Below are 25,183 nucleotides of genomic sequence, written 5' to 3'. Positions count from 1 at the left end.
AACGGTTATACGGAATGATGCACATCGCGCCTGCATGACCCGTTCCACAGCCGCCGGAATTCATCCGCTCGATCATCTGGTGCTGCCGACGCAGACCCTCGACGTGGCGCGCGCCCGGCTGATAGCGCTGGGCTTCGTCGTCGCACCCACCGGCAGCCATCCCTTTGGAACGGAGAACTGCTGCGTTTTCCTCGCCGACGGCACCTATCTGGAGCCGCTCGCGATCGGCAGCGAACAAATAGCATTTGACGCGGCCGCCGAGGGCAATGCCTTCGTCATCCGCGACCGCATCTATCGCGGCAGCCGCGGCGATGAGGGATTTTCCGCGGTGGTTCTGGGCACCGACAATGCCGATGCCGACCACGCGCGCTATGTGGAAGCCGGCCTGTCGGCGGGCGACACGCTGAGCTTTTCGCGCGCTTTCACCGACACGACGGGCAAAAGCGATACCGCGTCATTCAAGCTCGCCTTTGCTTCGAACAGCCGCGCAACGGATGCTTTTCTTTTTGCCTGCCAGCGGATCAACACACCGAAAGTGGACCGCGCGGCGTTGCAGGCCCACCCCAACGGTGCCACCGGCATTGTGGAAGTGGTGGCGGTCAGCGACCGACCTGACGAGCAGCGTCGCCTGATCTCCGTGGCGGTGGGCGATCCCGCCGCCATTGGGCAGGGCGGTGCGTTCCGCCTGCCGAATGCGGTTTTGAGCATCCTCGATCCCGCGTCTTTCGCCGCCCGCTTCGGCATTCCGGCCGGCTTGCCTACCGAACTTCGGTTCGCCGCGGTCGTCTTTGCGGTCCGCGATGCCGATGCCGTTTCAAGGCTGCTTGCAGCCAACGCCATCCCGCACGATATAGCGGGCAATGACATTGTCGTGCAGCCGGCATCAGGGCAGGGCGCGGCTTTCATCTTCCGGGAGATCCCATGAACAAGCCCCAAGCGGCCAATTCGATGGCGCCCAATTCGGCGGTAGCCGTCGGCAACGTCGTTTTCGATAACAAGGCGGCCTTGGCGCTGATCGCCGGACCGTGCCAGTTCGAATCGCGTCAGCATGCTTTCGACATGGCCGGTGCGCTCAAGGAATTGACCGGCAAGCTCGGCATAGGCCTCGTCTACAAGACCAGCTACGACAAGGCCAACCGCACATCGCTGTCGGCGACGCGCGGCGCCGGCATGGAGGCAGCACTCCCTGTCTTCGACGAACTGCGCAAGGAATTCTCGCTTCCCGTGCTGACCGATGTCCACACCGAGGAGCAGTGCGCCATCGTCGCGCCGCATGTCGATGTGCTGCAGATTCCGGCCTTCCTGTCGCGCCAGACCGACATGCTGGTCGCCGCCGCAAGGACCGGCAAGGTGATCAACGTCAAGAAGGGGCAGTTCCTCGCGCCCTGGGACATGAAGAACGTGGTCGCCAAGATCACCGGTTCCGGCAACCCCAATGTCTTGACCACCGAGCGCGGCGCCTCGTTCGGCTACAACACGCTGGTGTCCGACATGCGTGCTCTGCCCATCATGGCCGAGATCGGCGCGCCGGTGATCTTCGATGCCACGCATTCGGTGCAGCAGCCGGGCGGGCAGGGCGGGTCTTCGGGTGGCGAGCGGCGTTTCGTCGAGACGCTCTCCCGTGCGGCTGTCGCCGTCGGCGTTGCCGGCGTCTTCATCGAGACCCACCAGGATCCGGACAACTCGACCTCTTCCGATGGTCCGAACATGGTGCCGCTGAAGGACATGCCGGCACTCCTGGAGCGGTTGATGGCGTTCGACCGCATCGCCAAGGGGCGCTGAGCCGACGGTTCTCGCGGTGGCAAGATTGCTGCCTATCGCGTCAACATGAAGGTGATCTTCATTCTCGCGGAGTGATCGGCCGACACCGTAAAAAGCCGGGAACTTTCGCCCCTCTCCCACATTGTCGAAGCAGAGTTTGACGACAATGAGGAGCACATCATGACAACTCAAACAGGCCACACCCAAGCCATTGCCGCTTCGCGGGTCATCGGCACAACAGTTTACAATACCGCGGGCGACAGCATCGGCAGTATCGAGGACGTCATGCTCGACAAAACCTCGAACGGCATCATGTTCGCGGTCATCGGTTTTGGCGGTTTTCTCGGCATGGGCGAGAAGTATCATGCCATTCCTTGGGCAAGTCTCGATTATGATCAGGACAAGGGCGGCTATGTCGTGCCCTTCTCCAAGGAACAGCTGAAAGCAGCGCCCGCCTATTCGATCAATGAATTGACCGGCGAGGATGGCGAGCGCGCGCGCGACGCATCCTACGAGTATTACAACGTCAAGCCATACTGGCACTGATGTGACAAAAAAGGGCCTCGGTTCGGCGGGGCCCTTTCTTGATTCAACGCAATGCCCGATGGCTTTGCGGGCCTTCGGGGCTATTGGTTGATGCTTAAGGCCGGCAAAGGCGCGATTGCCTTTGGCGGTGATTGCTGATTGTCGCACGACGTCAGGAACGCCGCCGCGATCAGGAACAAACTCACGATACCGCTGAACTCGGACATGGCGAAACTCCTCCTGTTTCGCCCCGCGCTTCGAAACCATATCTCGAAACGCGCGTCTGGCAGCATGACTTATGATGACAGAAATTTGCGCTTCGTGAATCAGGCGGGCCGCACTATTTGGCCATGGCCCGATTGCCTTTTGCGGCGCTTTGGCTAAGACGGGCGCGACATTTCTTCAGATCAATCGGGGACATCGCAATGACCGCCATCATCGACATTGTCGGGCGTGAAATCCTGGACAGCCGTGGAAATCCGACCGTCGAGGTCGATGTCGTGCTCGAAGACGGTTCGATGGGCCGCGCCGCGGTGCCGTCGGGCGCATCGACCGGCGCCCATGAGGCCGTCGAACTGCGCGACGGCGGCGCCCGTTATCTCGGCAAGGGCGTGCTCAAGGCCGTGGAAGCGGTCAATGGCGAGCTGTTCGAGGCGATCGGCGGCATGGAAGCCGAGAACCAGATCCATATCGACCAGACGATGATCGAACTCGACGGAACGCCCAACAAGAGCCGGCTCGGCGCCAATGCCATCCTCGGTGTCTCGCTGGCGGTGGCCAAGGCCGCGGCCGACGCCGCCGGCCTGCCGCTCTACCGTTATGTCGGCGGCACCAAGGCCCATATCCTGCCGGTGCCGATGATGAATATCATCAACGGCGGCGCGCATGCCGACAACCCGATCGACTTCCAGGAGTTCATGATCCTGCCGATCGGCGCGCCGACGCTGCGCGAAGGCGTGCGCTGGGGCTCGGAAATCTTCCACACGCTCAGGAAGAAGCTGAAGGACGCCGGCCACAATACCAATGTCGGCGACGAGGGCGGCTTTGCCCCGAACCTGAAGAGCGCGCCGGTGGCACTCGATTTCATCATGGAATCGATCGAGAAAGCCGGCTTCAAGCCGGGCGAGGAGATCGCGCTCGGCCTCGACTGCGCCGCGACCGAGTTCTTCAAGGACGGCAATTACGTCTATGAGGGCGAGAAGAAGACGCGCGATCCCAAGGCACAGGCCAAGTATCTCGCCAAGCTCGCCGCCGACTATCCGATCATCTCGATCGAGGACGGCCTTGCCGAGGACGACTGGGAAGGCTGGAAGTACCTGACGGACCTGATCGGCAAGAAGACGCAGCTGGTTGGCGACGACCTGTTCGTTACCAACACCGCGCGCCTGCGCGACGGCATCCGCATGGGCGTCGCCAATTCGATCCTGGTCAAGGTCAACCAGATCGGCTCGCTGACGGAAACGCTCGACGCCGTCGAGACCGCGCACAAAGCTGGATATACGGCCGTCATGTCGCACCGTTCGGGCGAAACCGAGGATTCGACCATTGCCGATCTCGCCGTCGCCACCAACTGCGGACAGATCAAGACCGGCTCGCTATCGCGCTCCGATCGCATGGCCAAGTACAACCAACTGATCCGCATTGAGGAAGAACTCGGCAAGCAGGCGCGCTACGCCGGCAAGTCGGTGATCAAGAGCTGATCCGACAAATCGTTTCCGAACAGTGGAAAAGGGCGGGGTCATTCCCGTCCTTTTTCATTTCACGGTCGCTCAAGCCAGCCGTCCGTAACCGTCCGTTAAGCACAATCGGGCGAAAAAGGTCGTGAGCCGCCTGAGTTCGCGGCCGCGAGGGAATGGGCGATGTGGACGCGTCAGCACAAGCAGAGAAACACCGGCCGGCTGATCATCCCTTCGCTTTGCGTGGTATTCTTGGCCTATTTCGGCTTCCACGCCTATCACGGTGAATTCGGCATCAATTCGAAATATCAGCTCGAGGCCCAGACGGTCGCGCTGCAGGCGCAGCTCGATGCCGTCAAGGCGCGCCGGATGGAGCTTGAACGGCGCGTTCGGCTCATGCATGACGGCACGCTGGAGAAGGACATGCTCGACGAGCAGGCGCGCAAAGCGCTCAACCTGTCCCAGCCTGACGAAATCACCATCATGTTGCCGGCCTCGTCAAAGTAACTGAATTTCAGTTAATCGCCAATATTTTCAATGATTTTAATCGCTTAGGCGCATGCCAGCTATGCAAATTCGTCATGGCGCAACGCTGTAACGCGTGTTAGCCTCCCATAAATCGGTGGGGAGGCTGATCTCCCCGGGAGCAGATTTCCTCTAGCTCCAATGTCCGCAAAGAGACGCCAACAGGGAGTGATGCATGGCCACCGCAGCCAGAAAAGCGCCTGCCAAATCGAAATCCGACGGCAAATCGGTGCTTTCAGCACCCAAGCCTGCTGAATTCACCAAGGACGAAGAGCTTGCCGCCTACCGGCACATGCTGCTCATCCGCCGCTTCGAGGAAAAGGCCGGCCAGCTCTATGGCATGGGCTTCATCGGCGGCTTCTGCCATCTCTACATCGGCCAGGAAGCCGTCGTCACCGGCATGAAGATGGCGCTGATCGATGGCGACCAGATGATCACCGCCTATCGCGATCACGGCCACATGCTGGCGATGGAGCTTTCGCCGCGTGGTGTCATGGCCGAGCTGACCGGGCGCCGCGGCGGCCTGTCCAGGGGCAAGGGCGGCTCCATGCACATGTTTTCCAAGGAGAAGCATTTCTACGGCGGCCACGGCATTGTCGGCGCCCAGGTGTCTCTGGGCACGGGCCTCGCCTTCGCCAACCGCTATCGCGAAAACAACAATGTCTCGCTGACTTATTTCGGTGATGGCGCCGCCAACCAGGGCCAGGTCTATGAAAGCTTCAACATGGCCTCGCTGTGGAAGTTGCCGGTGATCTACATCATCGAGAACAACCGTTACGCCATGGGCACCTCGGTCTCGCGCTCGTCGGCGGAAACCAATTTTTCGCATCGCGGCGCTTCGTTCAAGATTCCGGGCATCCAGGTCGACGGCATGGATGTGCGGGCGGTCAAATCCGCCGGCGACCAGGCCACCGAATGGTGCCGTGCCGGCAACGGGCCGATCATTCTCGAAATGCAGACCTATCGCTATCGCGGTCACTCGATGTCCGACCCGGCGAAATACCGCTCCAAGGAAGAGGTCCAGAAGATGCGCTCGGACCATGACCCGATCGAGCAGGTCAAGGCGCGGTTGACACAGAAGAAGTGGGCGACCGAGGACGAATTGAAGGCCATCGACAAGGAGGTGCGCGACGTCGTCGCCGACGCCGCCGAGTTTGCCCAGAACGATGCAGAGCCGGATCCGTCCGAGCTCTGGACCAATATCGTACTGTAAGGGAGCGCGAGGAACATGCCGATCGAAATTCTCATGCCCGCTCTCTCGCCGACCATGGAAGAGGGCAATCTTTCCAAATGGTTGAAGAACGAGGGCGACAAGGTCGTCGCCGGCGACGTCATCGCCGAGATCGAAACCGACAAGGCGACGATGGAAGTCGAAGCCGTCGATGAGGGCACGATTGGAAAGCTCCTGATCGCCGCCGGCACCGAAGGCGTCAAGGTCAACACACCGATCGCGGTTTTGCTGCAGGACGGCGAAAGCGCCGCCGATGTCGGCAAGTCCGCGGCTCCCGCCAAGGGGGAAGCACCGGCGAAGCCGGAGGCTCCGGCCGAGGACAAGGCGGAGGCCGCAAAGCCGGCCGCGACACCAGTCGCAGCCGCACCGAAAGCGGAAATCGCCGCCGATCCCGACATTCCGGCCGGCACGGAGATGGTGTCGACCACGGTGCGCGAAGCCTTGCGCGACGCGATGGCCGAGGAAATGCGCCGCGACGGCGATGTCTTCGTCATGGGCGAGGAGGTCGCCGAATACCAGGGCGCCTACAAGATCACCCAAGGCCTGCTGCAGGAATTCGGGCCACGCCGCGTCGTCGACACGCCGATCACCGAGCATGGCTTTGCCGGCGTCGGCGTCGGTGCGGCGATGGCCGGGCTGAAGCCGATCGTCGAGTTCATGACCTTCAATTTCGCCATGCAGGCGATCGACCAGATCATCAACTCGGCCGCCAAGACGCTTTATATGTCGGGCGGCCAGATGGGCGCGCCGATCGTGTTCCGTGGCCCGAATGGTGCTGCGGCCCGCGTCGCCGCACAGCATTCGCAGTGCTACGCCGCCTGGTACAGCCACATTCCCGGCCTGAAAGTGGTGATGCCCTATACGGCCGCCGACGCCAAGGGCTTGCTGAAGGCCGCGATCCGCGATCCGAACCCGATCATCTTCCTCGAGAACGAAATCCTCTACGGCCAGTCCTTCGACGTGCCGAAGCTGGATGATTTCGTGCTGCCGATCGGCAAGGCGCGTATCCACAAGACGGGCAAGGACGTCACCATCGTCTCGTTCGGCATCGGCATGACCTACGCGGTCAAGGCGGAAGCGGAACTGCGCGGAATGGGCATCGACGCCGAGATCATCGACCTGCGCACGATCCGCCCGCTTGACCTCGACACCATCATCGCCTCGGTCAAGAAGACCAACCGGCTGGTGGTGGTAGAGGAAGGCTATCCGCAGAACTCGGTCGGCGACCATATCGCCAACCAGGTCTCGCAGCGCGCCTTCGATTTCCTCGACGCGCCGGTCATCACCATTGCCGGCAAGGATGTGCCGATGCCCTATGCGGCCAACCTCGAGAAACTGGCCTTGCCGAATGTCGGCGAGGTCATCGAGGCGGTCAAAGCCGTCGCGTATCGCTGAACCGGGCGGGAGGACAAAATGCCAATCAACATCACCATGCCGGCGCTCTCGCCCACGATGGAAGAGGGCAATCTGTCAAAGTGGCTCGTGAAGGAAGGCGACAAGGTTTCGCCCGGCGACGTCATCGCCGAGATCGAGACCGACAAGGCGACGATGGAAGTCGAAGCCGTCGATGAGGGTACGGTTGCAAAGCTCGTCGTTCCAGCCGGCACCGAAGGCGTCAAGGTCAACGCGCTGATCGCCGTGCTCGCAGCCGAGGGCGAGGATGCGGGGGCGGCGGCGAAAAGCGGTGGTGCTGCGGCGCCCAAGGCGGAAGCCAAGCAAGACGAGGCGCCAATCTCCCCACCCGTGGGGGAGATGTCTGCGAAGCCGACAGAGGGGGGCGCTGTCCCGCCGTCCTCTCAGCGCGAGGCGCCCCCCTCTGGCCTGCCGGCCATCTCCCCCACGGGGGGGGAGATCAGCCAGTCGCCGGAAGGCCGTACCTTCGCCTCGCCGCTCGCACGTCGCATTGCCAAGGAGGCCGGCGTCGATGTCTCGGCGGTGACCGGCACGGGCCCGCATGGCCGGGTGGTGAAAGCCGATGTCGATGCCGCGATTGCCGGCGGCGGTGCCAAGACGGCACCGGCGGCCAAGGCCCCGGCTGGCGCGCCGGCCGCTGCTCCGGCGGTGAAGGCGATGTCGGACGAACAGGTGCTAAAACTGTTCGAGGAAGGCTCCTACGAGCTCGTCCCGCACGACAACATGCGCAAGACCATCGCGCGGCGCCTGGTCGAGGCCAAGACCACCATCCCGCATTTCTACCTGACGCTCGACTGCGAGCTCGATGCGCTCTTGGCATTGCGTACGCAGATCAATGCGGCGGCGCCGGTGAAGAAGACCGACAAGGGCGAGGCTCCGGCCTACAAGCTGTCGGTCAACGACATGGTGATCAAGGCGATGGCGCTGGCGCTGAAGGCGGTGCCTGATGCCAACGCCTCATGGACCGAAAGCGCCATGGTCAAGCACAAGCATGCCGATGTCGGCGTTGCCGTCTCGATCCCCGGCGGCCTGATCACGCCGATCATCCGCAAAGCGGACGAAAAGACGCTGTCCACCATCTCCAATGAGATGAAGGACCTGGCAAGCCGGGCCCGCAGCCGCAAGCTGAAGCCGGAAGAGTATCAGGGCGGCACGACGGCGGTGTCGAACCTCGGCATGTTCGGCATCAAGGACTTTGCCGCCGTCATCAACCCGCCGCATGCGACGATCCTGGCTGTGGGTGCCGGCGAGGAGCGGGCGGTGGTCAAGAACGGCGAGATCAAAATCGCGACCGTGATGTCGGTGACGCTGTCGACCGATCATCGCGCCGTTGACGGAGCGCTGGGCGCCGAACTGCTGGTCGCCTTCAAGCGGCTGATCGAAAATCCGATGGGCATGCTGGTCTAAGAAGGAAAAGGGCGGTGCGGAAATTCTTCACCAGCCTTTTCGCCTTCATTCTATCCGGCCTGGCTGGCGGCCTGGTCGCGCAGGAACTGGCCGTCGTCACCGACGCGCAGGAAGAATACATCCTCGTCTTCATGGCGTCGGTTCTGGTGACGATCATCGTAACCTTCGTCTTCTTCGTGGCGCAGTTGATGAGCGATCCGCCGGCAACCGTCGGCAAGACGGGAATGTGGTTGCTGATTGTCTTTGTGGCGCTGCTTGTCCTGCTGATTGCCGCGATCCTTTATACCGACGGCAGCATGACGGCAGTGAAGGGCGACATTCCCATCGTGCTCGGACTTGGCCTGCCGGGCCTTGTGATCATACTGGTGCAATGGCTGTTCGTGCGCTGGCGGTTGAAGCGTGGCATGGCCAACATGAAGGCGGGTTGATCGATGAAGACGGTGCTTTGCTACGGCGACTCGCTGACCTGGGGCTACAATGCCGAAGGCGGCCGCCACGCCTTTGAGGATCGCTGGCCCAGCGTGCTGCAGGCTGGGCTCGGCGGCGGCGTTCAGGTCATCGCCGATGGTCTCAATGGCCGCACCACCGCCTTCGACGATCATCTGGCCGGCGCCGATCGCAATGGCGCACGGCTGCTGCCGACGGTGCTGACGACGCATGCGCCGATCGACCTGATCGTCATCATGCTCGGCGCCAACGACATGAAGCCGTGGATCCACGGCAATCCGGTTGCCGCCAAGCAAGGCATCCAGCGGCTGATCGACATCGTACGCGGCCACGACTACCCATTCGACTGGCCGGTGCCGCAGATCCTGATTGTTTCGCCGCCTCTCGTCAGCCGCACCGAAAATGCCGACTTCAAGGAAATGTTTGCCGGCGGCGACGACGCCTCGAAGCTGTTGGCGCCGCAATATGCCGGGCTCGCCGACGAAGCCGGCTGCGGCTTCTTCGATGCCGGCACGGTCGCGCAAACCACCCCTCTCGACGGCGTCCACCTCGACGCCGAAAACACGCGGAACATCGGCAAGGCCCTGACGCCCGTCGTGCGCGTCATGCTGGAACTGTGAATAAGGAGAAAAATCGTGGCTGAGAACTACGACGTCATCATCATCGGCTCCGGCCCCGGCGGCTATGTCACGGCGGTGCGTTCCGCCCAGCTCGGCTTCAAGACGGCGATCGTCGAGCGCGAGCACCTCGGCGGCATCTGCCTCAACTGGGGCTGCATCCCGACCAAGGCGCTGCTGCGCTCAGCCGAGATCATGCACTATTCCGATCATTTGAAGGACTATGGGCTGAAGCTCGACGGCAAGGTCAGCGTCGACACATCGGCCGTCGTCGACCGCTCCCGCAAGGTTTCGCTGCGGCTCAATGGCGGCGTCGGCTTCCTGATGAAGAAGAACAAGGTCGACGTCATCTGGGGCGAGGCCAAGCTGTCGAAACCGGGCGAGATCGTCGTCTCCAAGACGGGCAAGAAGCCGATGGAACCGCAGCCGCCGGTGCCGAAAGGCATCAAGGGCGAGGGCACCTACGCCGCCAAGCACATCATCCTGGCGACCGGCGCCCGGCCGCGCGCGCTGCCCGGCATCGAGCCGGACGGCAAGCTGATCTGGACCTATTTCGAGGCCATGGTGCCGAAGGAGATGCCGAAGTCGCTGCTGGTGATGGGCTCGGGCGCCATCGGCATCGAATTCGCCTCCTTCTATCGCACCATGGGCGCCGAGGTGACCGTGGTCGAGCTTCTGCCCGCGGTGATGCCGGTCGAGGATGCTGAAGTCTCGAAATTCGCGCAGAAGCAGTTCGAGAAGCAAGGCATGAAGATCATTCTCGAAGCCAAGGTGACCAAGGTCGAGAAGGCTGCCAACTCGGTCACCGCGCATGTCGAGATGAAGGACGGCAAGGTCGAGAAGATCACCGCCGACCGCATGATCTCGGCCGTCGGCGTGCAAGGCAACATCGAGAACCTCGGCCTGGAGACGCTTGGCGTGAAGACCGAGCGCGGCTGCGTCGTCATCGACGGCTACGGCAAGACCAATGTGCCCGGCATCTATGCCATCGGCGATGTCGCCGGCCCGCCGATGCTTGCCCATAAGGCCGAGCATGAAGGCGTGGTTTGCATCGAGAAGATCGCCAATTTCCCTGGCGTGCATGCCACCGACAAGCTCAAGATCCCGGGCTGCACCTACTGCAATCCGCAGGTTGCCTCCGTCGGCCTGACGGAAGCGAAAGCCAAGGCCGAAGGCAAGGATATCCGCGTCGGCCGCTTCCAGTTCGCCGCCAATGGCAAGGCCATCGCGCTCGGCGAGGACCAGGGCTTCATCAAGACCATCTTCGACAAGAAGACCGGCCAGTTGCTCGGCGCCCACATGGTCGGCGCCGAAGTGACCGAACTGATCCAGGGTTTCGTTGTGGCGATGAACCTCGAAACCACCGAGGAAGAGCTGATGCACACCATCTTCCCGCATCCGACGCTGTCGGAGATGATGAAGGAGAGCGTGCTCGACGCCTATGGCCGCGCGCTGAACGCATGATAGATTCGCCGCAAGAGACTCAGCCCCGAAGGCTGCGGGATCTCGGCGGCAAGGCAGTTCGTTTCCGGATGCATTTTTACGCTCGCAAGGAGAAGGCATATGCACTTGAACGGCGTGGGCTGGATCGCAGCCATCATAATCGGCGGCCTGGCAGGCTGGTTGGCCGAAATGTTCATGAAGAGCAACACCGGCATTTTCATGAACATTATCATGGGCATCGTTGGCGCGGTGGTGCTGAACGCGATCTTGCAGGCGCTCAATTTCGGCCCATTCGGCGTCGGCTGGATCGCCTATCTGATCACCGGCTTCATCGGCGCCTGCCTGCTGATCTGGGTCGGTCGCCTGGTGCGCCGCTAGTCGATATGGTTCCGGCTATGCGAAAACGGTCGTAGCGGCATGCGCCGCTGCAGCCTTTTTCTTTGTGCCGAAAAGTCCTAGATGACGTAAAGCTGACGACCGCCGACGGGCGGTCGCAAGAAAAGCCAGGGTTCAGATGGTCACTGTCCTCGACACGATCGCCAACGCGCCGCGGCTGCGGCATCCCGAGAAGGCGCACAAGCCCGACCAGGAAGTGCTGCGCAAACCCGACTGGATCCGCGTCAAGGCGCCGGTCTCCAAGGGTTACGCCGAGACACGCGAGATCGTGAAATCCCACAAGCTGGTGACGGTCTGCGAAGAGGCCGGCTGCCCCAACATCGGCGAGTGCTGGGAAAAGAAGCACGCCACCTTCATGATCATGGGCGAGATCTGCACGCGCGCCTGCGCGTTCTGCAACGTCGCCACCGGCATTCCAACGGCGCTCGACCCCGATGAGCCGGCCCGCGTCGCCCACGCCGTCAAGCAGATGGGCCTCAGCCACGTCGTCATCACCTCGGTCGATCGCGACGATCTTGCCGATGGCGGCGCACAGCATTTCGCCGAAGTCATTCGCGCCATCCGCGCGGCAACGCCTTCGACCACGATCGAAATCCTGACGCCCGATTTCCTGCGCAAGGATGGCGCCCTGGAGATCGTCGTGGCGGCCAAGCCCGACGTCTTCAACCACAATCTCGAAACCGTGCCGTCGAATTATCTGAAGGTTCGGCCGGGCGCCCGCTATTTCCACTCGATCCGGCTGCTGCAGCGGGTCAAGGAACTCGACCCGTCGATCTTCACCAAGTCAGGCATCATGGTGGGTCTGGGTGAGGAGCGGAATGAAATCCTGCAGCTGATGGACGATCTGCGTTCGGCCAATGTCGACTTCATGACCATCGGCCAGTACCTGCAGCCGTCGAAGAAGCACCATCCGGTGATCCGCTTCGTCACCCCGGAAGAGTTCAAGTCCTTCGAGACGATCGGCCGGACCAAGGGTTTCCTGCTGGTGGCATCGAGCCCGCTGACGCGCTCGTCGCACCATGCCGGCGACGATTTCGCCCGGCTGCGCGCAGCGCGGGAAGCGCAACTCCAGAAGTCGCTCTAGCCGGTCTTATGCCGAAATTCGAAGCCACCCGCCGCGTCGCTCACACGCCGCAGCAAATGTTCGCGCTGGTCGCCGATGTCGAGGCCTATCCGCAGTTCCTGCCGCTGTGCGAAGCGCTGACCGTGCGCTCGCGCAAGGAGCGTGACGGACGCACCGTTCTCCTTGCCGACATGAGCATCGGCTACAAGGCGATCCGCGAAACCTTCACGACGCAGGTGCTTTTGAAGCCCGACGAGAACGCCATCGACGTGAAATACATCGATGGCCCGTTCAAATATCTGAGCAATGTCTGGCGTTTCGAACCCGATGGCGCCGGCTGCGCCGTGCGCTTCTTCATCGACTATGAGTTCAAGAGCCGCATCCTGGGCGCGCTGATGGGCACCATGTTCGACCGCGCCTTTCGCATGTTCGCCGAGGCTTTCGAAAAACGCGCCGACGTCATCTACGGTGTCGCGCGGCAGGCCTAATTCTGACTGAGCGCTTGCAGGCCCAGCTTCAGGGCGTGTCTCACCGTCTCGTGGCGGATGAATTCGCGGCCCTTGTGGCCAAACAGCTGGCGCTCGGCGACAACCGGGTGGCCAGCCAGGGCTAGCCCGAACCAGACGAGACCGACCGGCTTGTCGGCCGAACCTCCGCCAGGACCGGCAATGCCGGTGACGGCAAGAGAAAGGCTTGCGCGTGAATGCGCCAGCGCGCCGGCCGCCATTTCCAGCACCGTTTCGCGCGACACAGCTCCATGCGCGTCGAGCGTTTCGGCGGAAACGCCGAGCATCTCCATCTTGGCTTCGTTGGAATAGGTGATGAAGCCGCGGTCGACCACAGCGGAGGAGCCGGCAATGTCGGTGAGCGCCGCGATGATCAGGCCGCCGGTGCAGCTTTCCGCCGTCGCCAGCATGATGCCACGTTGCTGGCAGGCCAGCAGCAGAGAGTTTGCGAGCTCGGCGTTACTCATTCCGGCACCTCGCCGGGAAACACCACGCTGGCGGTGGCGATCGCCGCAATGCCTTCCTCACGGCCGACGAAGCCGAGCTTCTCGTTGGTTGTCGCCTTGATCGAGATGCGGTCGGCGGAAATGCCCAGCATCTGGGAAAGGGCCGACGTCATCGCCTCGCGGTGCGGGCCGACGCGCGGCGCCTCGCAGATCAACGTGATGTCGGCATTGGCGATGCGGCCGCCGCGCTCGCGCACCAGTCTTGCCGCATGTTCGACGAATATCCGGGATGCGGCACCCTTCCACTGCGGATCGGACGGTGGAAAATGCGTGCCGATGTCGCCTGCGCCGCAGGTCGCCAACAGCGCGTCGGTCAGGGCGTGCAGGCCGACATCGGCGTCCGAATGGCCGGATAATTTCTTTTCATGCGGAATGGCGATGCCGCACAGGGTGACATGGTTGCCCGGCTCGAAGGCGTGGACGTCGTAGCCGTTGCCGGTGCGGATGTCCGGAAAGTGTATCCGTTCGCTGGAAAGCCGCTGGTGTGCCATGGCGATGTCCCGTGCCCAGGTGAGTTTGATATTGTCCGGCGAGCCCGGAACGATCTTGACCGGAATATGCGCCCATTCGGCGATGGCCGCGTCGTCGGTGAAATCCAGCCTGCCCAGCTGATGCGCCCTGTCATGCGCGGCAAGGATCGGCCCGTAGGGAAAACCTTGCGGCGTTTGCGCCGCGTGCAGCCCGCTGCGGGAAACCGTCTCTGCGACCACGCCGGAGGCCGATTCGCGCTTCAGTGTGTCGGCGACGGGCAGGGCGGGCAACGCCCCCTCATGTTCGCCGATGGCGGCGATGGTGCGGTCGATCAGTTCCGCGTCGACGAATGGACGCACGGCGTCGTGAATGAGAACCTGGGCCGGTTCGTGGCCTTTCAACGCAACCAAGCCGAGCCGGACGGACTCCTGCCTGGTCGCGCCGCCGATGACGGCGGTGACGCGCTGGACGTGGGTGCCCGCCGCTTGCCGGAACAGCTCATGATCGTCGGCATGGATGGCGACGACGATCTGGCCGGTTCGCGGATGGGCCAGGAACATCTCCAGCGTATGGGCAATGACGGCACGGCCGCCGATGCTCTGGTACTGCTTGGGCCCGTTGGCCTGCCCGGCACGAGCGCCGCGGCCGGCGGCGACGATCACCACGGCAACCCCGCCTTGCGCGCTCGCGTTTTCACTTCCCTCAGTCATGCCGATTGGCTTAGCGCACGATCCCGAAAAGTGTAATCGGTTTTCGGAAAAGATCGTGCGCCAAATATGAACATCCAAAGCGCCTTTGCGGGTCCCGGGGGATGCGCGGCGCTCTCGTCGCGGCAAAAATCCGGCGGCCGGTATTTTCCCAATTGCGCCTTAATGTGGCGTCATTCCGCGTTGCACATTGCGGCGGTTCTGGCTAGAGAATGTGCAACGAATGGACATGCTTGGTTTTTGTGCATGGTTAATGTGACCAAATTGGCCGCGCCGCTCGACGTCGGCGGGGTGAGAATCCGCAATCGCGTGTTCCTCGCGCCGATGTCCGGGATTACGGACCAACCGTTCCGGCAGCGCGCCCATGCGCATGGCGCGGGCCTTGTCGTGTCCGAAATGGTGGCCAGCGGCGAACTCGCCAAGGGCCGGGCCGGCTTCGACCTGCGCATACGTCATTCCGGCCTGCCCGTCCATATGGTGCAGCTTGCCGGCCGCGAGGCGATCCATATGGCCGAAGGCGCGCGTATAGCCGCGGGCGAGGGCGCCGATATCATCGACATCAACATGGGCTGCCCGGCCAAGAAGGTCACCGGCGGTTATGCCGGCTCGGCATTGATGCTGGACCTCGACCATGCGCTCTCGCTGATCGAAGCCGTGGTCGGCGCGGTCAAGGTGCCGGTTACGGTCAAGATGCGGCTCGGCTGGGACGAGGGCGCGCTCAACGCGCCGACGCTCGCGCGCCGTGCCGAGCAGGCGGGCGTCAGCATGGTCACCGTGCATGGCCGCACGCGCTGCCAGTTCTATCAGGGCAAGGCCGACTGGCGCGCGATTGCCCGCGTCAAGGAAGCCGTCTCAATCCCGGTGGTCGCCAATGGCGATGTCTGTTCCCCGGCCGAGGCCGCCGCGATCCTCGAACAGTCCGGCGCCGATGCGGTGATGGTCGGCCGCGCGCATTACGGCGCGCCCTGGATCGCCGGCGGCATCGCAGCCGCGGCCGCGGGCGAAACGATGGCCAATGTGCCGCGGGATCCCGCTGCGCTGGCCGACTATGTCGTCTCCCACTACGAGGACATGCTGGCGCTTTACGGCGTGGAGAGCGGCTTGCGACAGGCGCGCAAGCATCTGGGCTGGTATCTCGATCGCCATGCCGTCGCCGACGATAGCCGCAAAGCGATATTGACCGCGTTCGAACCGCCCCGCGTCATTGCCTTGCTGCGGGATGTGTTTTCGCGCGATCCGCAACCCTTGAACCTGCGGAGCGCGGCATGAACGCCACCGCTGGCCAGGGCGCTGAAATGGCCGATGCCGCCCAGATCGTGCTCAACACCATCCGCCGCCCGGTGATCATGATCAGCGAGGAAGGGTTCATCACCTTCGCCAACGCCGATGCCGAGGACTTCTTCCGCTCCAGCGCCACCATGCTGGCGCGCAACACCCTGTCCAAGCTCATCCCGTTCGGCAGCCCGCTGCTGACACTGGTCGACCAGGTGCGCGAGCGCCGGGCTCCGGTCAACGAGTACCGGGTCGACGTTTCGTCGCCACGCCTCGGCATCGAGAAGGTCGTCGATCTCTATGTCGCGCCGGTGCCGGAATTTCCCGGCTCCGTCGTGGTGATGTTCCAGGAGCGGTCGATGGCCGACAAGATCGACCGGCAGATGACGCATCGCGGGGCAGCGCGCTCGGTGACCGGCCTGGCGGCGATGCTTGCCCATGAGATCAAGAACCCGCTCTCGGGCATAAGGGGCGCGGCCCAGCTGCTCGAACTGTCCGCGTCCGACGAGGATCGTGCGCTGACGCGGCTGATCACCGACGAGACGGACCGCATCGTCTCGCTGGTCGACCGCATGGAGGTGTTTTCCGACGAGCGGCCGATCGATCGTTACCCCGTCAACATCCATGTCGTGCTCGACCATGTGAAGGCTATCGCCAAGAACGGTTTTGCGAAAAGAATCAAGATATTGGAGGATTATGATCCATCATTGCCTCCGGTCTTCGCCAACCGCGACCAGCTGATCCAGGTGTTCCTCAACCTGGTCAAGAATGCCGCCGAGGCGATCGGCAGCGACCCGCAGGGCGAGATCGTGCTTTCGACGGCGTTCCGGCCCGGTATTCGCGTTTCGGTTCCGGGCACGCAGGACCGCGTGTCGCTGCCGCTGGAGTTTTGCGTGCGCGACAATGGCTCCGGCGTCTCGGAAGATATCCTGCCGATCCTGTTCGACCCCTTCATCACCACCAAGCCGAACGGCTCGGGGCTGGGGCTTGCACTGGTCGCCAAGATCGTCGGCGAGCATGGCGGCATCATCGAATGCGAATCGACGCCGCGTGCCACCACGTTTCGCATTTTGATGCCCGCCTGGAAGGAAACCCAGTTCGGTGCCGATGAAGACGGCGAAGGAGACCGCAAATGACCGTTCGCGGCAATATTCTCGTCGCCGACGACGATGCGGCGATCCGCACCGTGCTCAACCAGGCACTCTCCCGCGTCGGCCACGAGGTGCGCGTCACCTCCAACGCCTCGACTTTGTGGCGCTGGGTGGCGGCGGGCGAGGGCGATCTGGTGATCACCGACGTGGTCATGCCGGACGAGAACGCCTTCGACATGCTGCCGCGAATCAAGAAGGCGCGGCCGGAACTTCCCGTCATCGTCATGAGCGCCCAGAACACCTTCATGACGGCGATCCGCGCGTCCGAAACCGGCGCTTACGAATATCTGCCAAAACCCTTCGACCTGACCGAACTCCTCAACATCGTCAACCGCGCCCTGTCGGAGCCGCGGCGGCCGAAGATCGATGCGCGGCCGGAAGAACAGCCCGACGCGATGCCGCTGGTCGGCCGTTCGGCGGCCATGCAGGACATCTACCGCATGCTGGCGCGCATGATGCAGACCGACCTGACGGTAATGATCTCCGGCGAATCGGGCACCGGCAAGGAACTGGTGGCGCGCGCGCTGCATGAATATGGCCGTCGTCGCGGCGGCCCGTTCGTTGCCATCAACATGGCGGCGATCCCGCGCGACCTGATCGAATCGGAACTGTTCGGGCACGAGAAGGGTGCTTTCACCGGCGCCCAGAACCGCTCCACCGGCCGCTTCGAGCAGGCCGAGGGCGGCACACTGTTTCTCGACGAGATCGGCGACATGCCGATGGAGGCGCAGACGCGCCTGCTGCGTGTCCTCCAGCAGGGCGAGTACACGACCGTTGGCGGCCGCACGCCGATCAAGACCGATGTGCGCATCGTCGCCGCCACCAACAAGGATCTGCGTACGCTGATCAATCAGGGACTGTTCCGCGAGGATCTGTTCTACCGCCTCAACGTCGTGCCGCTCAGGCTGCCGGCGTTGCGCGAGCGCTCGGAGGATGTGCCCGATCTCGTGCGCCATTTCTTCAAGCTCGGCGAGATGGAAGGGCTGCAGACCAAGCGCATCTCGTCCGGCGGCATCGAGCTGATGAAGCGCTATCCCTGGCCGGGCAATGTGCGCGAACTGGAGAACCTCGTTCGCAGGCTCGCCGCGCTCTATTCGCAGGACGAGATTTCGGCCGAGATCATCGAGGCGGAGCTCAAGACCGGCGAGCGCCCCGTGGTGCCTGATGGCGGCAACCTCATTCCCGACGATCTGTCGATCGGCCAGGCCGTGGAGCACTTCCTGCAGCGCTATTTCGCCTCGTTTGCCGGTGAATTGCCGCCCGCTGGCCTTTACCAGCGCATTCTGTCCGAAGTCGAATATCCGCTGGTCCTGGCCTCGATGACGGCAACGCGCGGCAACCAGATCAAGGCGGCGGAACTGCTGGGGCTCAACCGCAACACGCTGCGCAAGAAGATTCGCGAACTGGGCGTCAACGTCTACAAATCGTCGCGGCCGGGCTGAGCGCTGATCTGACGCGGTCTTTTCAGGGGACGGAACGGCGAAAGATTCCCGTCGTTGTCACACTTGTTGCATAATCGCCACAATGCGTTGCATAGATCGGACGCAATCATTGGCTCCATACGGCGACATGACTCCGCAGGCACCGAACCTCAACAAGCCACTTTTCAGCGAACGTGGCACGCGCGACGGACGTCGCTTGCTGGCGCTGCCCGGCGTGGTGGCGGTCATCGGCGCGCTGATCATGGCGGCCATCTCCTTCACCATCCTGGTCGGCGCGACGCCGATCGCACCCGACGCCAGGACGACCTGGGCGCTGATCGCGCTCAACGCGGTCTTCGTGCTCTTCCTCATCGCGTTGGTTGCACGCGAGGTGCATCGCATCGTCATGGCGCGCCGGCATGGCAAGGCGGCCTCGCGGCTGCATGTGCGTATCGTCGCCATGTTCGCGCTCGTCGCCGCCATTCCGGCCATCATGGTGGCGATCATCGCCTCGATCACGCTCGATATCGGCCTTGATCGCTGGTTCGAGATCCGCACCAAGACCATCGTCAATTCCTCGCTGTCGATCGCCGATGCCTATGTCCAGGAGAATGCCCGCAATCTGCAGGGCACGACACTGTCGATGGCCTATGACCTCGATGCGTCGCGTACGCTCTACGGCCTTGATCGCACGGGCTTTCTCGACCTCATGAGCAAGGAGGCCGTGGGCCGCTCGCTGGCGCATGCGGCGCTGATCAGGTCCGACGGCTCGTTCGTCATGAGCGCCAAGACCGATGCCGATTTCGCCATGCCGGAACCGCCCGAAGGCTCCGTCAGCGGCGCCACCGACGGCAGGCCGGTGCTGATCGAGCCGCGCACCCGCAACATCATGGGCGCCATCGTCAAGCTGCGTGAGATCGAGGGCATGTACCTCTACACCATCCGCTTGGTCGACCCCGAGGTGATCAAGGCTAGGCAGATCGTCAGGTCCAATACGGACGAGTATCGCAATCTCGAGGACAACAGGCGCACCTCGCAGGTGGCTTTCGCGCTGCCTTACCTGTCGCTGACGCTGATCATCATCCTGTCCGCGATCTGGACCGGTATTGCCGTCGCCGACCGTCTGGTGCGCCCCATCCGCCAGCTCATCGGTGCCGCCGACGAGGTGGCGACCGGCAATCTCGACGTCGCGGTTGCCGTCAGGCCCTCGGATGGCGATGTCGCCTCACTTGGCGACACCTTCAACAAGATGCTGCTGGAATTGAAATCGCAGCGCAACGAGATCCTGTCGGCAAAGGACCTGATCGACGAGCGGAGGCGCTTTTCGGAAGCGGTGCTGGCCGGCGTCACCGCCGGGGTCATCGGCGTCGATCCCTTCGGCATCGTCACCATCGTCAACCGTTCGGCCGAATCGATGCTGGCCATCTCCGCCAGCGCCGCACTGGGACAAAACCTCTCCGCCATTCTGCCGCATGTCGGCCGCGTCTTCGAGATCGGCCGCCAGTCGGGCAAGCCGGTCTATCGCGAACAGGTGACATTCTTCCGCGCCGGCACCGAGCGCACCTTCAACGTGCAGATCACCGTCGAGGCTGGCGATGACGGCTCGGAGGAGAAGTCCTACGTCGTGACGGTCGACGACATCACCGACCTGGTGCAGGCGCAGCGTTCTTCCGCCTGGGCCGACGTGGCGCGGCGCATCGCCCACGAGATCAAGAACCCGCTGACACCCATCCAGCTTTCCGCCGAGCGCATCAAGCGCCGCTACGGCAAGGTCATCACCGAGGACCGCGAGGTTTTCGACCAGTGCACCGACACCATCATCCGGCAAGTCGAGGACATCGGCCGCATGGTCGACGAATTCTCGGCTTTCGCGCGCATGCCCAAGCCCGAGATGAAGGCCATCGATTTGCGCGAATCACTGCGCGAGGCCTCGTTCCTGGTCGAAGTCAGCCGCGCCGACATCACCTTCGAGCGGATCTTCGGCAATGAGCCGCTCAAGGGCACTTTCGACAGCCGGCTGATGGCGCAGGCTTTCGGCAATGTGATCAAGAATGCCGCCGAGGCGATCGACGGATCGGAACAAACGGACGGTTCGCACGGCATAATCCGGATTCAAGCCGGGCGTCAGAATGGCGCGATCAGAATCGACGTCATCGACAATGGCAAAGGCCTGCCGCGCGAGAATCGCCAACGACTGCTCGAGCCCTATATGACCACACGCGAGAAGGGCACCGGGCTTGGTCTCGCTATCGTCAAGAAGATCGTGGAGGACCATGGCGGCAAGCTGGAGCTCCATGATGCCCCTGCGGATTTCCATGGCGGGCGCGGCGCGATGATCAGCATCATCCTGCCGCCCGCCGCGGCCGCGCCATCGCGTGGTGAAGCCAGGACGGAACACGAAAGAGAAACTGAAAAGGTCGGTAATGGCGTCTGATATTCTCATCGTCGATGACGAGGAAGACATCCGCGAGCTCGTCGCAGGCATCCTGAGCGACGAAGGTCACGAAACCCGTACGGCATTCGATGCCGACAGCGCGCTGGCTGCCATAGCTGATCGCGCGCCGAGGCTGATTTTCCTCGACATCTGGCTGCAGGGCTCGCGTCTGGACGGGCTGGCGCTGCTCGACGAGATCAAGACCATGCATCCCACCTTGCCGGTGGTGATGATCTCCGGCCACGGCAACATCGAAACGGCGGTCTCCGCCATCCGCCGCGGCGCCTATGACTTCATCGAAAAGCCGTTCAAGGCCGACAGGCTGATCCTCATTGCCGAGCGTGCACTCGAGACCTCGAAATTGCGGCGCGAGGTTTCGGACCTCAAGCTGCGCAGCGGCGAAACCTTCGACCTGATCGGCATGTCGTCGGCGATGAGCCAGCTGCGCCAGACCATAGAGCGCGTCGCGCCGACCAACAGCCGCGTCATGATCATCGGCCCCTCGGGCTCGGGCAAGGAACTGGCCGCGCGCGCCATCCACACCCTGTCGGCGCGCAAGGGCGCGCCGTTCGTGACGCTGAGCGCCGCCAACATCACGCCCGAACGCATGGAGATCGAGCTGTTCGGCACCGAATCGAACGGTGTCGAACGCAAGGTCGGCGCGCTCGAGGAGGCCCATCGCGGCATCCTCTACATCGACGAAGTGGCCGACATGCCGCGCGAGACGCAGAACAAGATCCTGCGCGTGCTGGTCGAGCAGCAGTTCGAGCGGGTAGGGGGCACCAAGCGGGTCAAGGTCGATGTGCGCATCATTTCCTCGACCTCGCAGAACCTCGAGGCGATGATCGCCGATGGCCGCTTCCGCGAGGATCTCTATCATCGCCTGGCGGTGGTTCCGGTCATGGTGCCGGGGCTGGCCGAAAGGCGCGAGGATATTCCCTATCTGGTCGACAATTTCATGAAGCAGATCGCACGCCAGGCCGGCATCAAGCCGCGCCGCATCGGCGACGACGCGCTTGCCGTGCTGCAGGCGCACAACTGGCCGGGCAACGTCCGGCAGCTGCGCAACAATGTCGAGCGTTTGATGATCCTGGCGCGCGGCGACAATATCGATGCGCCGATCACCGCTGACCTTTTGCCCGCCGAGATCGGCGATGTCATGCCGCGCACGCCGAATCAGTCCGACCAGCACATCATGGCGCTGCCGCTGCGCGAGGCGCGCGAACAGTTCGAGAAGGACTATCTGATCGCGCAGATCAACCGCTTTGGCGGCAACATCTCGAAGACCGCCGAATTCATCGGCATGGAGCGCTCCGCCTTGCACCGCAAGCTGAAATCGCTGGGCGTCTGACGAACGACGTCCATTCAGTCGCGCCTGGGCCAAGCATTTGCCGGTTACGGCGACGCCGGAATCGCATAAGAAACCGTTTCGAAATTCGCTCTGGCGCCGTCAGATGGCCGCCGGAGTAGAATTTCCAAACGGTTTCGAGAAGCCCAAGAGTTATCCCAGGGGTCCCCAATGCCGCGCATTGCCTATGTCAACGGGCGCTACGTCGCCCACGCGGACGCTTCCGTGCATATCGAGGACCGTGGCTATCAATTCGCCGACGGTGTCTACGAGGTCTGCGAGGTGGCGCGCGGCTTCATCGTCGACATGCCGCGCCACCTTGCCCGGCTCAACCGCTCGCTGACCGAGCTGTCGATCGCCTGGCCGGTCACGCGCAACGTGCTGCCGCTGATCCTGCGCGAGGTGGTCAACCGCAATCATGTCGTCAACGGCTTGGTCTATGTCCAGGTGACGCGCGGCGTCGCCAGCCGCGATTTTGTCTTTCCTTCGGCGGACACCAAGCCGGCTTTGGTGGTGACCGCCAAGAAGGCGGACCCGGCCGCCGGCGCAAAACGGGCCGACAGCGGTATCGCCGTCATCACCGTGCCGGAGAATCGCTGGGACCGCGTCGACATCAAGAGCGTCGGGCTGTTGCCCAACGTGCTGGCCAAGCAGAAGGCCAAGGAGGCCGGTGCGCAGGAAGCCTGGTTCGTGGATGCCGACGGCAACGTCAAGGAAGGCGGCTCGTCGAACGCCTGGATCGTCACCAGGGACGGCGTCCTGGTCACCAGGCCGGCCGACCACGGCATCCTGCGCGGCATCACCCGCACCACCATGTTCGAAGTGGCGGCAAAGCTCGGTTTGAAGATCGAGGAGCGCGGCTTTTCCATCGCCGAGGCCAAGGCGGCACGCGAGGCGTTCATCAGCTCCGCGACGACGATTGCCATGCCTGTCGTGGCCATTGACGGCGATCCGATCGCCAACGGCCACCCCGGCTCAATAACACTTTCGTTGCGGCAGGCCTTTTTTGACGTTGCGGAAAAAAGTCCAGCCTGATAACCGCTCAGGTGGAATGAACATCAATATATCTCGTTCTGCTTGTCGTTACTGACGGCAAGACGGTGTTTGCGTGCTTGACATGTGCCGGCTAATTTGGCGCATTGGCTGCAAACCGAAGGGGATCGGCGAAAGACAAGAACAATGGCGGAACGATCGCAAAACCTTCAGGACCTGTTCCTGAATTCAGTTCGCAAGAGCAAGAACCCGCTCACCATCTTCCTCATCAACGGCGTGAAGCTGACCGGCGTGGTCACTTCGTTCGACAATTTTTGTGTGTTGCTGCGCCGTGACGGTCACTCCCAGCTCGTCTACAAACACGCCATTTCCACGATCATGCCGAGCCAGCCGGTTCAAATGTTCGATGGCGAGGAAAGCCAGGGCGCCTGATTGGCACGTGAGAAGGACGCGGACGCCACCGTTCGCGGAAAACCAACCCATCATCCCGGGACGGAAGCCGACGGTCCGACCCGGGCCGTCGTCATTGTGCCGGTGCTTACCCGCCAGCCTCGCGGCGACGACGAGACCAATCGTCCGCGGCTGACGCGTTCGGCCGATGCGCGCCATGACGAGGCGGTCGGCCTCGCCCGCGCCATCGACCTCGATCCGGTCCATACGGCGGTCGTGACCGTCAACGACCCGCGGCCGGCGACCTTGCTCGGCAGCGGCAAGGTCGAGGAGTTCGCCGAAATCGTCAAGGAGCGCCACGCGGAGCTGGTCATCGTCGACCACCCGCTGACGCCGGTGCAGCAGCGCAACCTCGAGAAAGAGCTGAACGCCAAGGTGCTGGATCGCACCGGGCTGATCCTCGAAATCTTCGGCGAGCGTGCCCGCACCAAGGAAGGCACGCTGCAGGTCGAACTTGCCCATCTCAACTACCAGAAGGGTCGCCTCGTTCGCAGCTGGACCCACCTTGAGCGCCAGCGCGGCGGCGCCGGCTTCCTCGGCGGTCCCGGCGAAACCCAGATCGAATCCGACCGGCGGCAGTTGCAGGAAAAGATCATCAAGCTCAAGCACGAGCTGGAGACCGTGCGCCGCACGCGCGACCTGCACCGCGCCAAGCGCAAGAAGGTGCCGTTCCCGGTGGTGGCGATCGTCGGCTACACCAATGCTGGCAAGTCGACGCTGTTCAACAGGCTGACCGGAGCGGACGTGCTGGCACAGGACATGCTGTTCGCCACGCTCGACCCGACACTTCGCCGCGTGCGCCTGCCGCATGGCACTCCGATCATCCTCTCGGACACGGTCGGCTTTATTTCGGACCTGCCGACGCATCTGATCGCGGCTTTCCGCGCCACGCTGGAAGAGGTGGTCGAGGCCGATCTCGTCGTCCATCTGCGCGATATTTCCGACCCCGACACGGCGGCGCAGGCCGAGGACGTCGAGCGCATCCTGGCCGACCTCGGTGTCGATGCCGGTGATGCAAAGCGCGTCATCGAGGTCTGGAACAAGATCGACCAGCTCGACGAAGGCAACAGGAGCCGGCTGCTTGCCCCCGATATGGCAAAGGGCGGCGCTGCCGGCAGCAAGGGCCCGCCGATCGCCGTATCGGCCGTGACCGGCGAGGGTATCGATGCGCTGAAGGCGATCATCGAGACCCGGATGGCAGGCGAGCTGGAGGACCTGACGGTGACGATCGAGCCGGCGCAGTTCGGTCTTGTCGACTGGCTCTACCGCAATGGCGATATCGTCTCGCGAACCGACAATGAAGACGGCAGCGCCACCATCTCGCTCAAGGCCACGCACAGCGCCCGCGAAGAGATCGAAAGCCGATTGCGCCGCAAAAACAACGGCTAGCCCCCAGTAATTCTAGGAAAAGTGTAGAACG

The 25,183-nt window shown here is 63.1% G+C and carries 25 protein-coding genes; 22 read left to right on the top strand and 3 right to left on the bottom strand.

Features of this window, described 5'->3' with window-relative positions; genetic code table 11:
- Nucleotides 1-34: 34 nt before the first annotated feature.
- The 3 genes from LB568_RS23085 (at nucleotide 35) to LB568_RS23075 (ending at nucleotide 2,307) form a co-directional block, all read left to right on the top strand.
- Nucleotides 35-925, top strand: a complete 891-nt coding sequence (locus tag LB568_RS23085) for a VOC family protein (protein WP_224731316.1) — start codon at nucleotides 35-37, stop codon at nucleotides 923-925.
- On the top strand, nucleotides 922-1,782 hold the full coding sequence (gene kdsA, locus LB568_RS23080) for a 3-deoxy-8-phosphooctulonate synthase (protein ID WP_224731315.1): 861 nt from the start codon (nucleotides 922-924) through the stop codon (nucleotides 1,780-1,782). The genes LB568_RS23085 and kdsA overlap by 4 nt, the downstream gene beginning before the upstream one ends.
- Nucleotides 1,783-1,941: 159 nt before the next feature.
- Entirely contained in the window at nucleotides 1,942-2,307 is a 366-nt protein-coding gene (locus LB568_RS23075; protein ID WP_013895647.1) for a PRC-barrel domain-containing protein, read from the top strand.
- An 80-nt stretch (nucleotides 2,308-2,387) separates the two neighbouring features.
- Here LB568_RS23075 and LB568_RS33545 read toward each other — a convergent pair whose 3' ends face one another.
- The gene (locus LB568_RS33545) at nucleotides 2,388-2,513 is read right to left on the bottom strand and encodes a hypothetical protein (protein ID WP_140569867.1); all 126 of its coding nucleotides are present in this window, start codon (nucleotides 2,511-2,513) and stop codon (nucleotides 2,388-2,390) included.
- A 198-nt stretch (nucleotides 2,514-2,711) separates the two neighbouring features.
- Here LB568_RS33545 and eno point away from each other — a divergent pair, with 198 nt between their 5' ends.
- The 11 genes from eno (at nucleotide 2,712) to LB568_RS23020 (ending at nucleotide 12,992) form a co-directional block, all read left to right on the top strand.
- Entirely contained in the window at nucleotides 2,712-3,986 is a 1,275-nt protein-coding gene (eno, locus tag LB568_RS23070; RefSeq protein WP_013895645.1) for a phosphopyruvate hydratase, read from the top strand.
- A gap of 159 nt (nucleotides 3,987-4,145) precedes the next feature.
- The gene (locus LB568_RS23065; RefSeq protein WP_023768858.1) at nucleotides 4,146-4,469 is read left to right on the top strand and encodes an FtsB family cell division protein; all 324 of its coding nucleotides are present in this window, start codon (nucleotides 4,146-4,148) and stop codon (nucleotides 4,467-4,469) included.
- 193 nt (nucleotides 4,470-4,662) lie between these two features.
- Nucleotides 4,663-5,700: a pyruvate dehydrogenase (acetyl-transferring) E1 component subunit alpha gene (gene pdhA, locus LB568_RS23060; protein ID WP_224731314.1), complete on the top strand. Its 1,038-nt coding sequence runs from the start codon at nucleotides 4,663-4,665 to the stop codon at nucleotides 5,698-5,700.
- Between the two features lie 15 nt (nucleotides 5,701-5,715).
- The gene (locus tag LB568_RS23055; protein WP_224731313.1) at nucleotides 5,716-7,113 is read left to right on the top strand and encodes a pyruvate dehydrogenase complex E1 component subunit beta; all 1,398 of its coding nucleotides are present in this window, start codon (nucleotides 5,716-5,718) and stop codon (nucleotides 7,111-7,113) included.
- Nucleotides 7,114-7,131: 18 nt separating this feature from the next.
- Nucleotides 7,132-8,538: a pyruvate dehydrogenase complex dihydrolipoamide acetyltransferase gene (locus LB568_RS23050; protein ID WP_224731312.1), complete on the top strand. Its 1,407-nt coding sequence runs from the start codon at nucleotides 7,132-7,134 to the stop codon at nucleotides 8,536-8,538.
- A 14-nt stretch (nucleotides 8,539-8,552) separates the two neighbouring features.
- The gene (locus LB568_RS23045) at nucleotides 8,553-8,966 is read left to right on the top strand and encodes a hypothetical protein (RefSeq protein ID WP_013895640.1); all 414 of its coding nucleotides are present in this window, start codon (nucleotides 8,553-8,555) and stop codon (nucleotides 8,964-8,966) included.
- Nucleotides 8,967-8,969: 3 nt separating this feature from the next.
- Entirely contained in the window at nucleotides 8,970-9,605 is a 636-nt protein-coding gene (locus LB568_RS23040; protein WP_140569854.1) for an SGNH/GDSL hydrolase family protein, read from the top strand.
- Nucleotides 9,606-9,620: 15 nt separating this feature from the next.
- A complete protein-coding gene (lpdA, locus tag LB568_RS23035) occupies nucleotides 9,621-11,066 on the top strand; it encodes a dihydrolipoyl dehydrogenase (RefSeq protein ID WP_224731311.1) in 1,446 nt (481 codons plus the stop codon).
- A 99-nt stretch (nucleotides 11,067-11,165) separates the two neighbouring features.
- Nucleotides 11,166-11,423 carry a GlsB/YeaQ/YmgE family stress response membrane protein gene (locus tag LB568_RS23030; protein ID WP_013895637.1) on the top strand — a complete coding sequence of 86 codons (258 nt, stop codon included), beginning with the start codon at nucleotides 11,166-11,168 and terminating at the stop codon, nucleotides 11,421-11,423.
- A gap of 136 nt (nucleotides 11,424-11,559) precedes the next feature.
- On the top strand, nucleotides 11,560-12,525 hold the full coding sequence (gene lipA / locus LB568_RS23025) for a lipoyl synthase (protein ID WP_013895636.1): 966 nt from the start codon (nucleotides 11,560-11,562) through the stop codon (nucleotides 12,523-12,525).
- A gap of 8 nt (nucleotides 12,526-12,533) precedes the next feature.
- Nucleotides 12,534-12,992 carry a type II toxin-antitoxin system RatA family toxin gene (locus LB568_RS23020; RefSeq protein WP_013895635.1) on the top strand — a complete coding sequence of 153 codons (459 nt, stop codon included), beginning with the start codon at nucleotides 12,534-12,536 and terminating at the stop codon, nucleotides 12,990-12,992.
- Here the strand turns inward: LB568_RS23020 and LB568_RS23015 are convergent.
- Entirely contained in the window at nucleotides 12,989-13,477 is a 489-nt protein-coding gene (locus LB568_RS23015) for a CinA family protein (RefSeq protein ID WP_140569848.1), read from the bottom strand. The two genes, LB568_RS23020 and LB568_RS23015, sit on opposite strands and share 4 nt — an antisense overlap.
- Nucleotides 13,474-14,697, bottom strand: a complete 1,224-nt coding sequence (locus LB568_RS23010) for a bifunctional 2-C-methyl-D-erythritol 4-phosphate cytidylyltransferase/2-C-methyl-D-erythritol 2,4-cyclodiphosphate synthase (RefSeq protein ID WP_224731310.1) — start codon at nucleotides 14,695-14,697, stop codon at nucleotides 13,474-13,476. Before LB568_RS23010 ends, LB568_RS23015 begins: the two co-directional genes overlap by 4 nt.
- Nucleotides 14,698-14,940: 243 nt before the next feature.
- Between LB568_RS23010 and dusB the strand changes: the two genes are divergently transcribed.
- The 8 genes from dusB (at nucleotide 14,941) to hflX (ending at nucleotide 25,152) form a co-directional block, all read left to right on the top strand.
- Nucleotides 14,941-15,963, top strand: a complete 1,023-nt coding sequence (gene dusB / locus LB568_RS23005; RefSeq protein ID WP_224731309.1) for a tRNA dihydrouridine synthase DusB — start codon at nucleotides 14,941-14,943, stop codon at nucleotides 15,961-15,963.
- Complete coding sequence (locus LB568_RS23000) at nucleotides 15,960-17,102, top strand: two-component system sensor histidine kinase NtrB (RefSeq protein WP_224731308.1); 1,143 nt, start codon at nucleotides 15,960-15,962, stop codon at nucleotides 17,100-17,102. The genes dusB and LB568_RS23000 overlap by 4 nt, the downstream gene beginning before the upstream one ends.
- The gene (gene ntrC, locus LB568_RS22995) at nucleotides 17,099-18,559 is read left to right on the top strand and encodes a nitrogen regulation protein NR(I) (RefSeq protein WP_013895630.1); all 1,461 of its coding nucleotides are present in this window, start codon (nucleotides 17,099-17,101) and stop codon (nucleotides 18,557-18,559) included. Before LB568_RS23000 ends, ntrC begins: the two co-directional genes overlap by 4 nt.
- A 127-nt stretch (nucleotides 18,560-18,686) precedes the next feature.
- Nucleotides 18,687-20,972, top strand: a complete 2,286-nt coding sequence (locus tag LB568_RS22990; protein ID WP_224731307.1) for a sensor histidine kinase NtrY-like — start codon at nucleotides 18,687-18,689, stop codon at nucleotides 20,970-20,972.
- Nucleotides 20,962-22,323: a sigma-54-dependent transcriptional regulator gene (locus LB568_RS22985; RefSeq protein WP_013895628.1), complete on the top strand. Its 1,362-nt coding sequence runs from the start codon at nucleotides 20,962-20,964 to the stop codon at nucleotides 22,321-22,323. Before LB568_RS22990 ends, LB568_RS22985 begins: the two co-directional genes overlap by 11 nt.
- A gap of 168 nt (nucleotides 22,324-22,491) precedes the next feature.
- Entirely contained in the window at nucleotides 22,492-23,355 is an 864-nt protein-coding gene (locus tag LB568_RS22980; protein WP_224731306.1) for a D-amino-acid transaminase, read from the top strand.
- A 144-nt stretch (nucleotides 23,356-23,499) separates the two neighbouring features.
- A complete protein-coding gene (gene hfq / locus LB568_RS22975; protein ID WP_006202172.1) occupies nucleotides 23,500-23,745 on the top strand; it encodes an RNA chaperone Hfq in 246 nt (81 codons plus the stop codon).
- Nucleotides 23,746-25,152, top strand: a complete 1,407-nt coding sequence (gene hflX, locus LB568_RS22970) for a GTPase HflX (RefSeq protein WP_224731305.1) — start codon at nucleotides 23,746-23,748, stop codon at nucleotides 25,150-25,152.
- The last annotated feature ends 31 nt before the right edge of the window (nucleotides 25,153-25,183 follow it).

It is taken from the genome of Mesorhizobium sp. B263B2A, from assembly GCF_020165775.1.
GTDB classification, from domain to species: Bacteria; Pseudomonadota; Alphaproteobacteria; order Rhizobiales; family Rhizobiaceae; genus Mesorhizobium; species Mesorhizobium opportunistum.
This window is presented reverse-complemented; position numbering and strand designations above follow the sequence as displayed.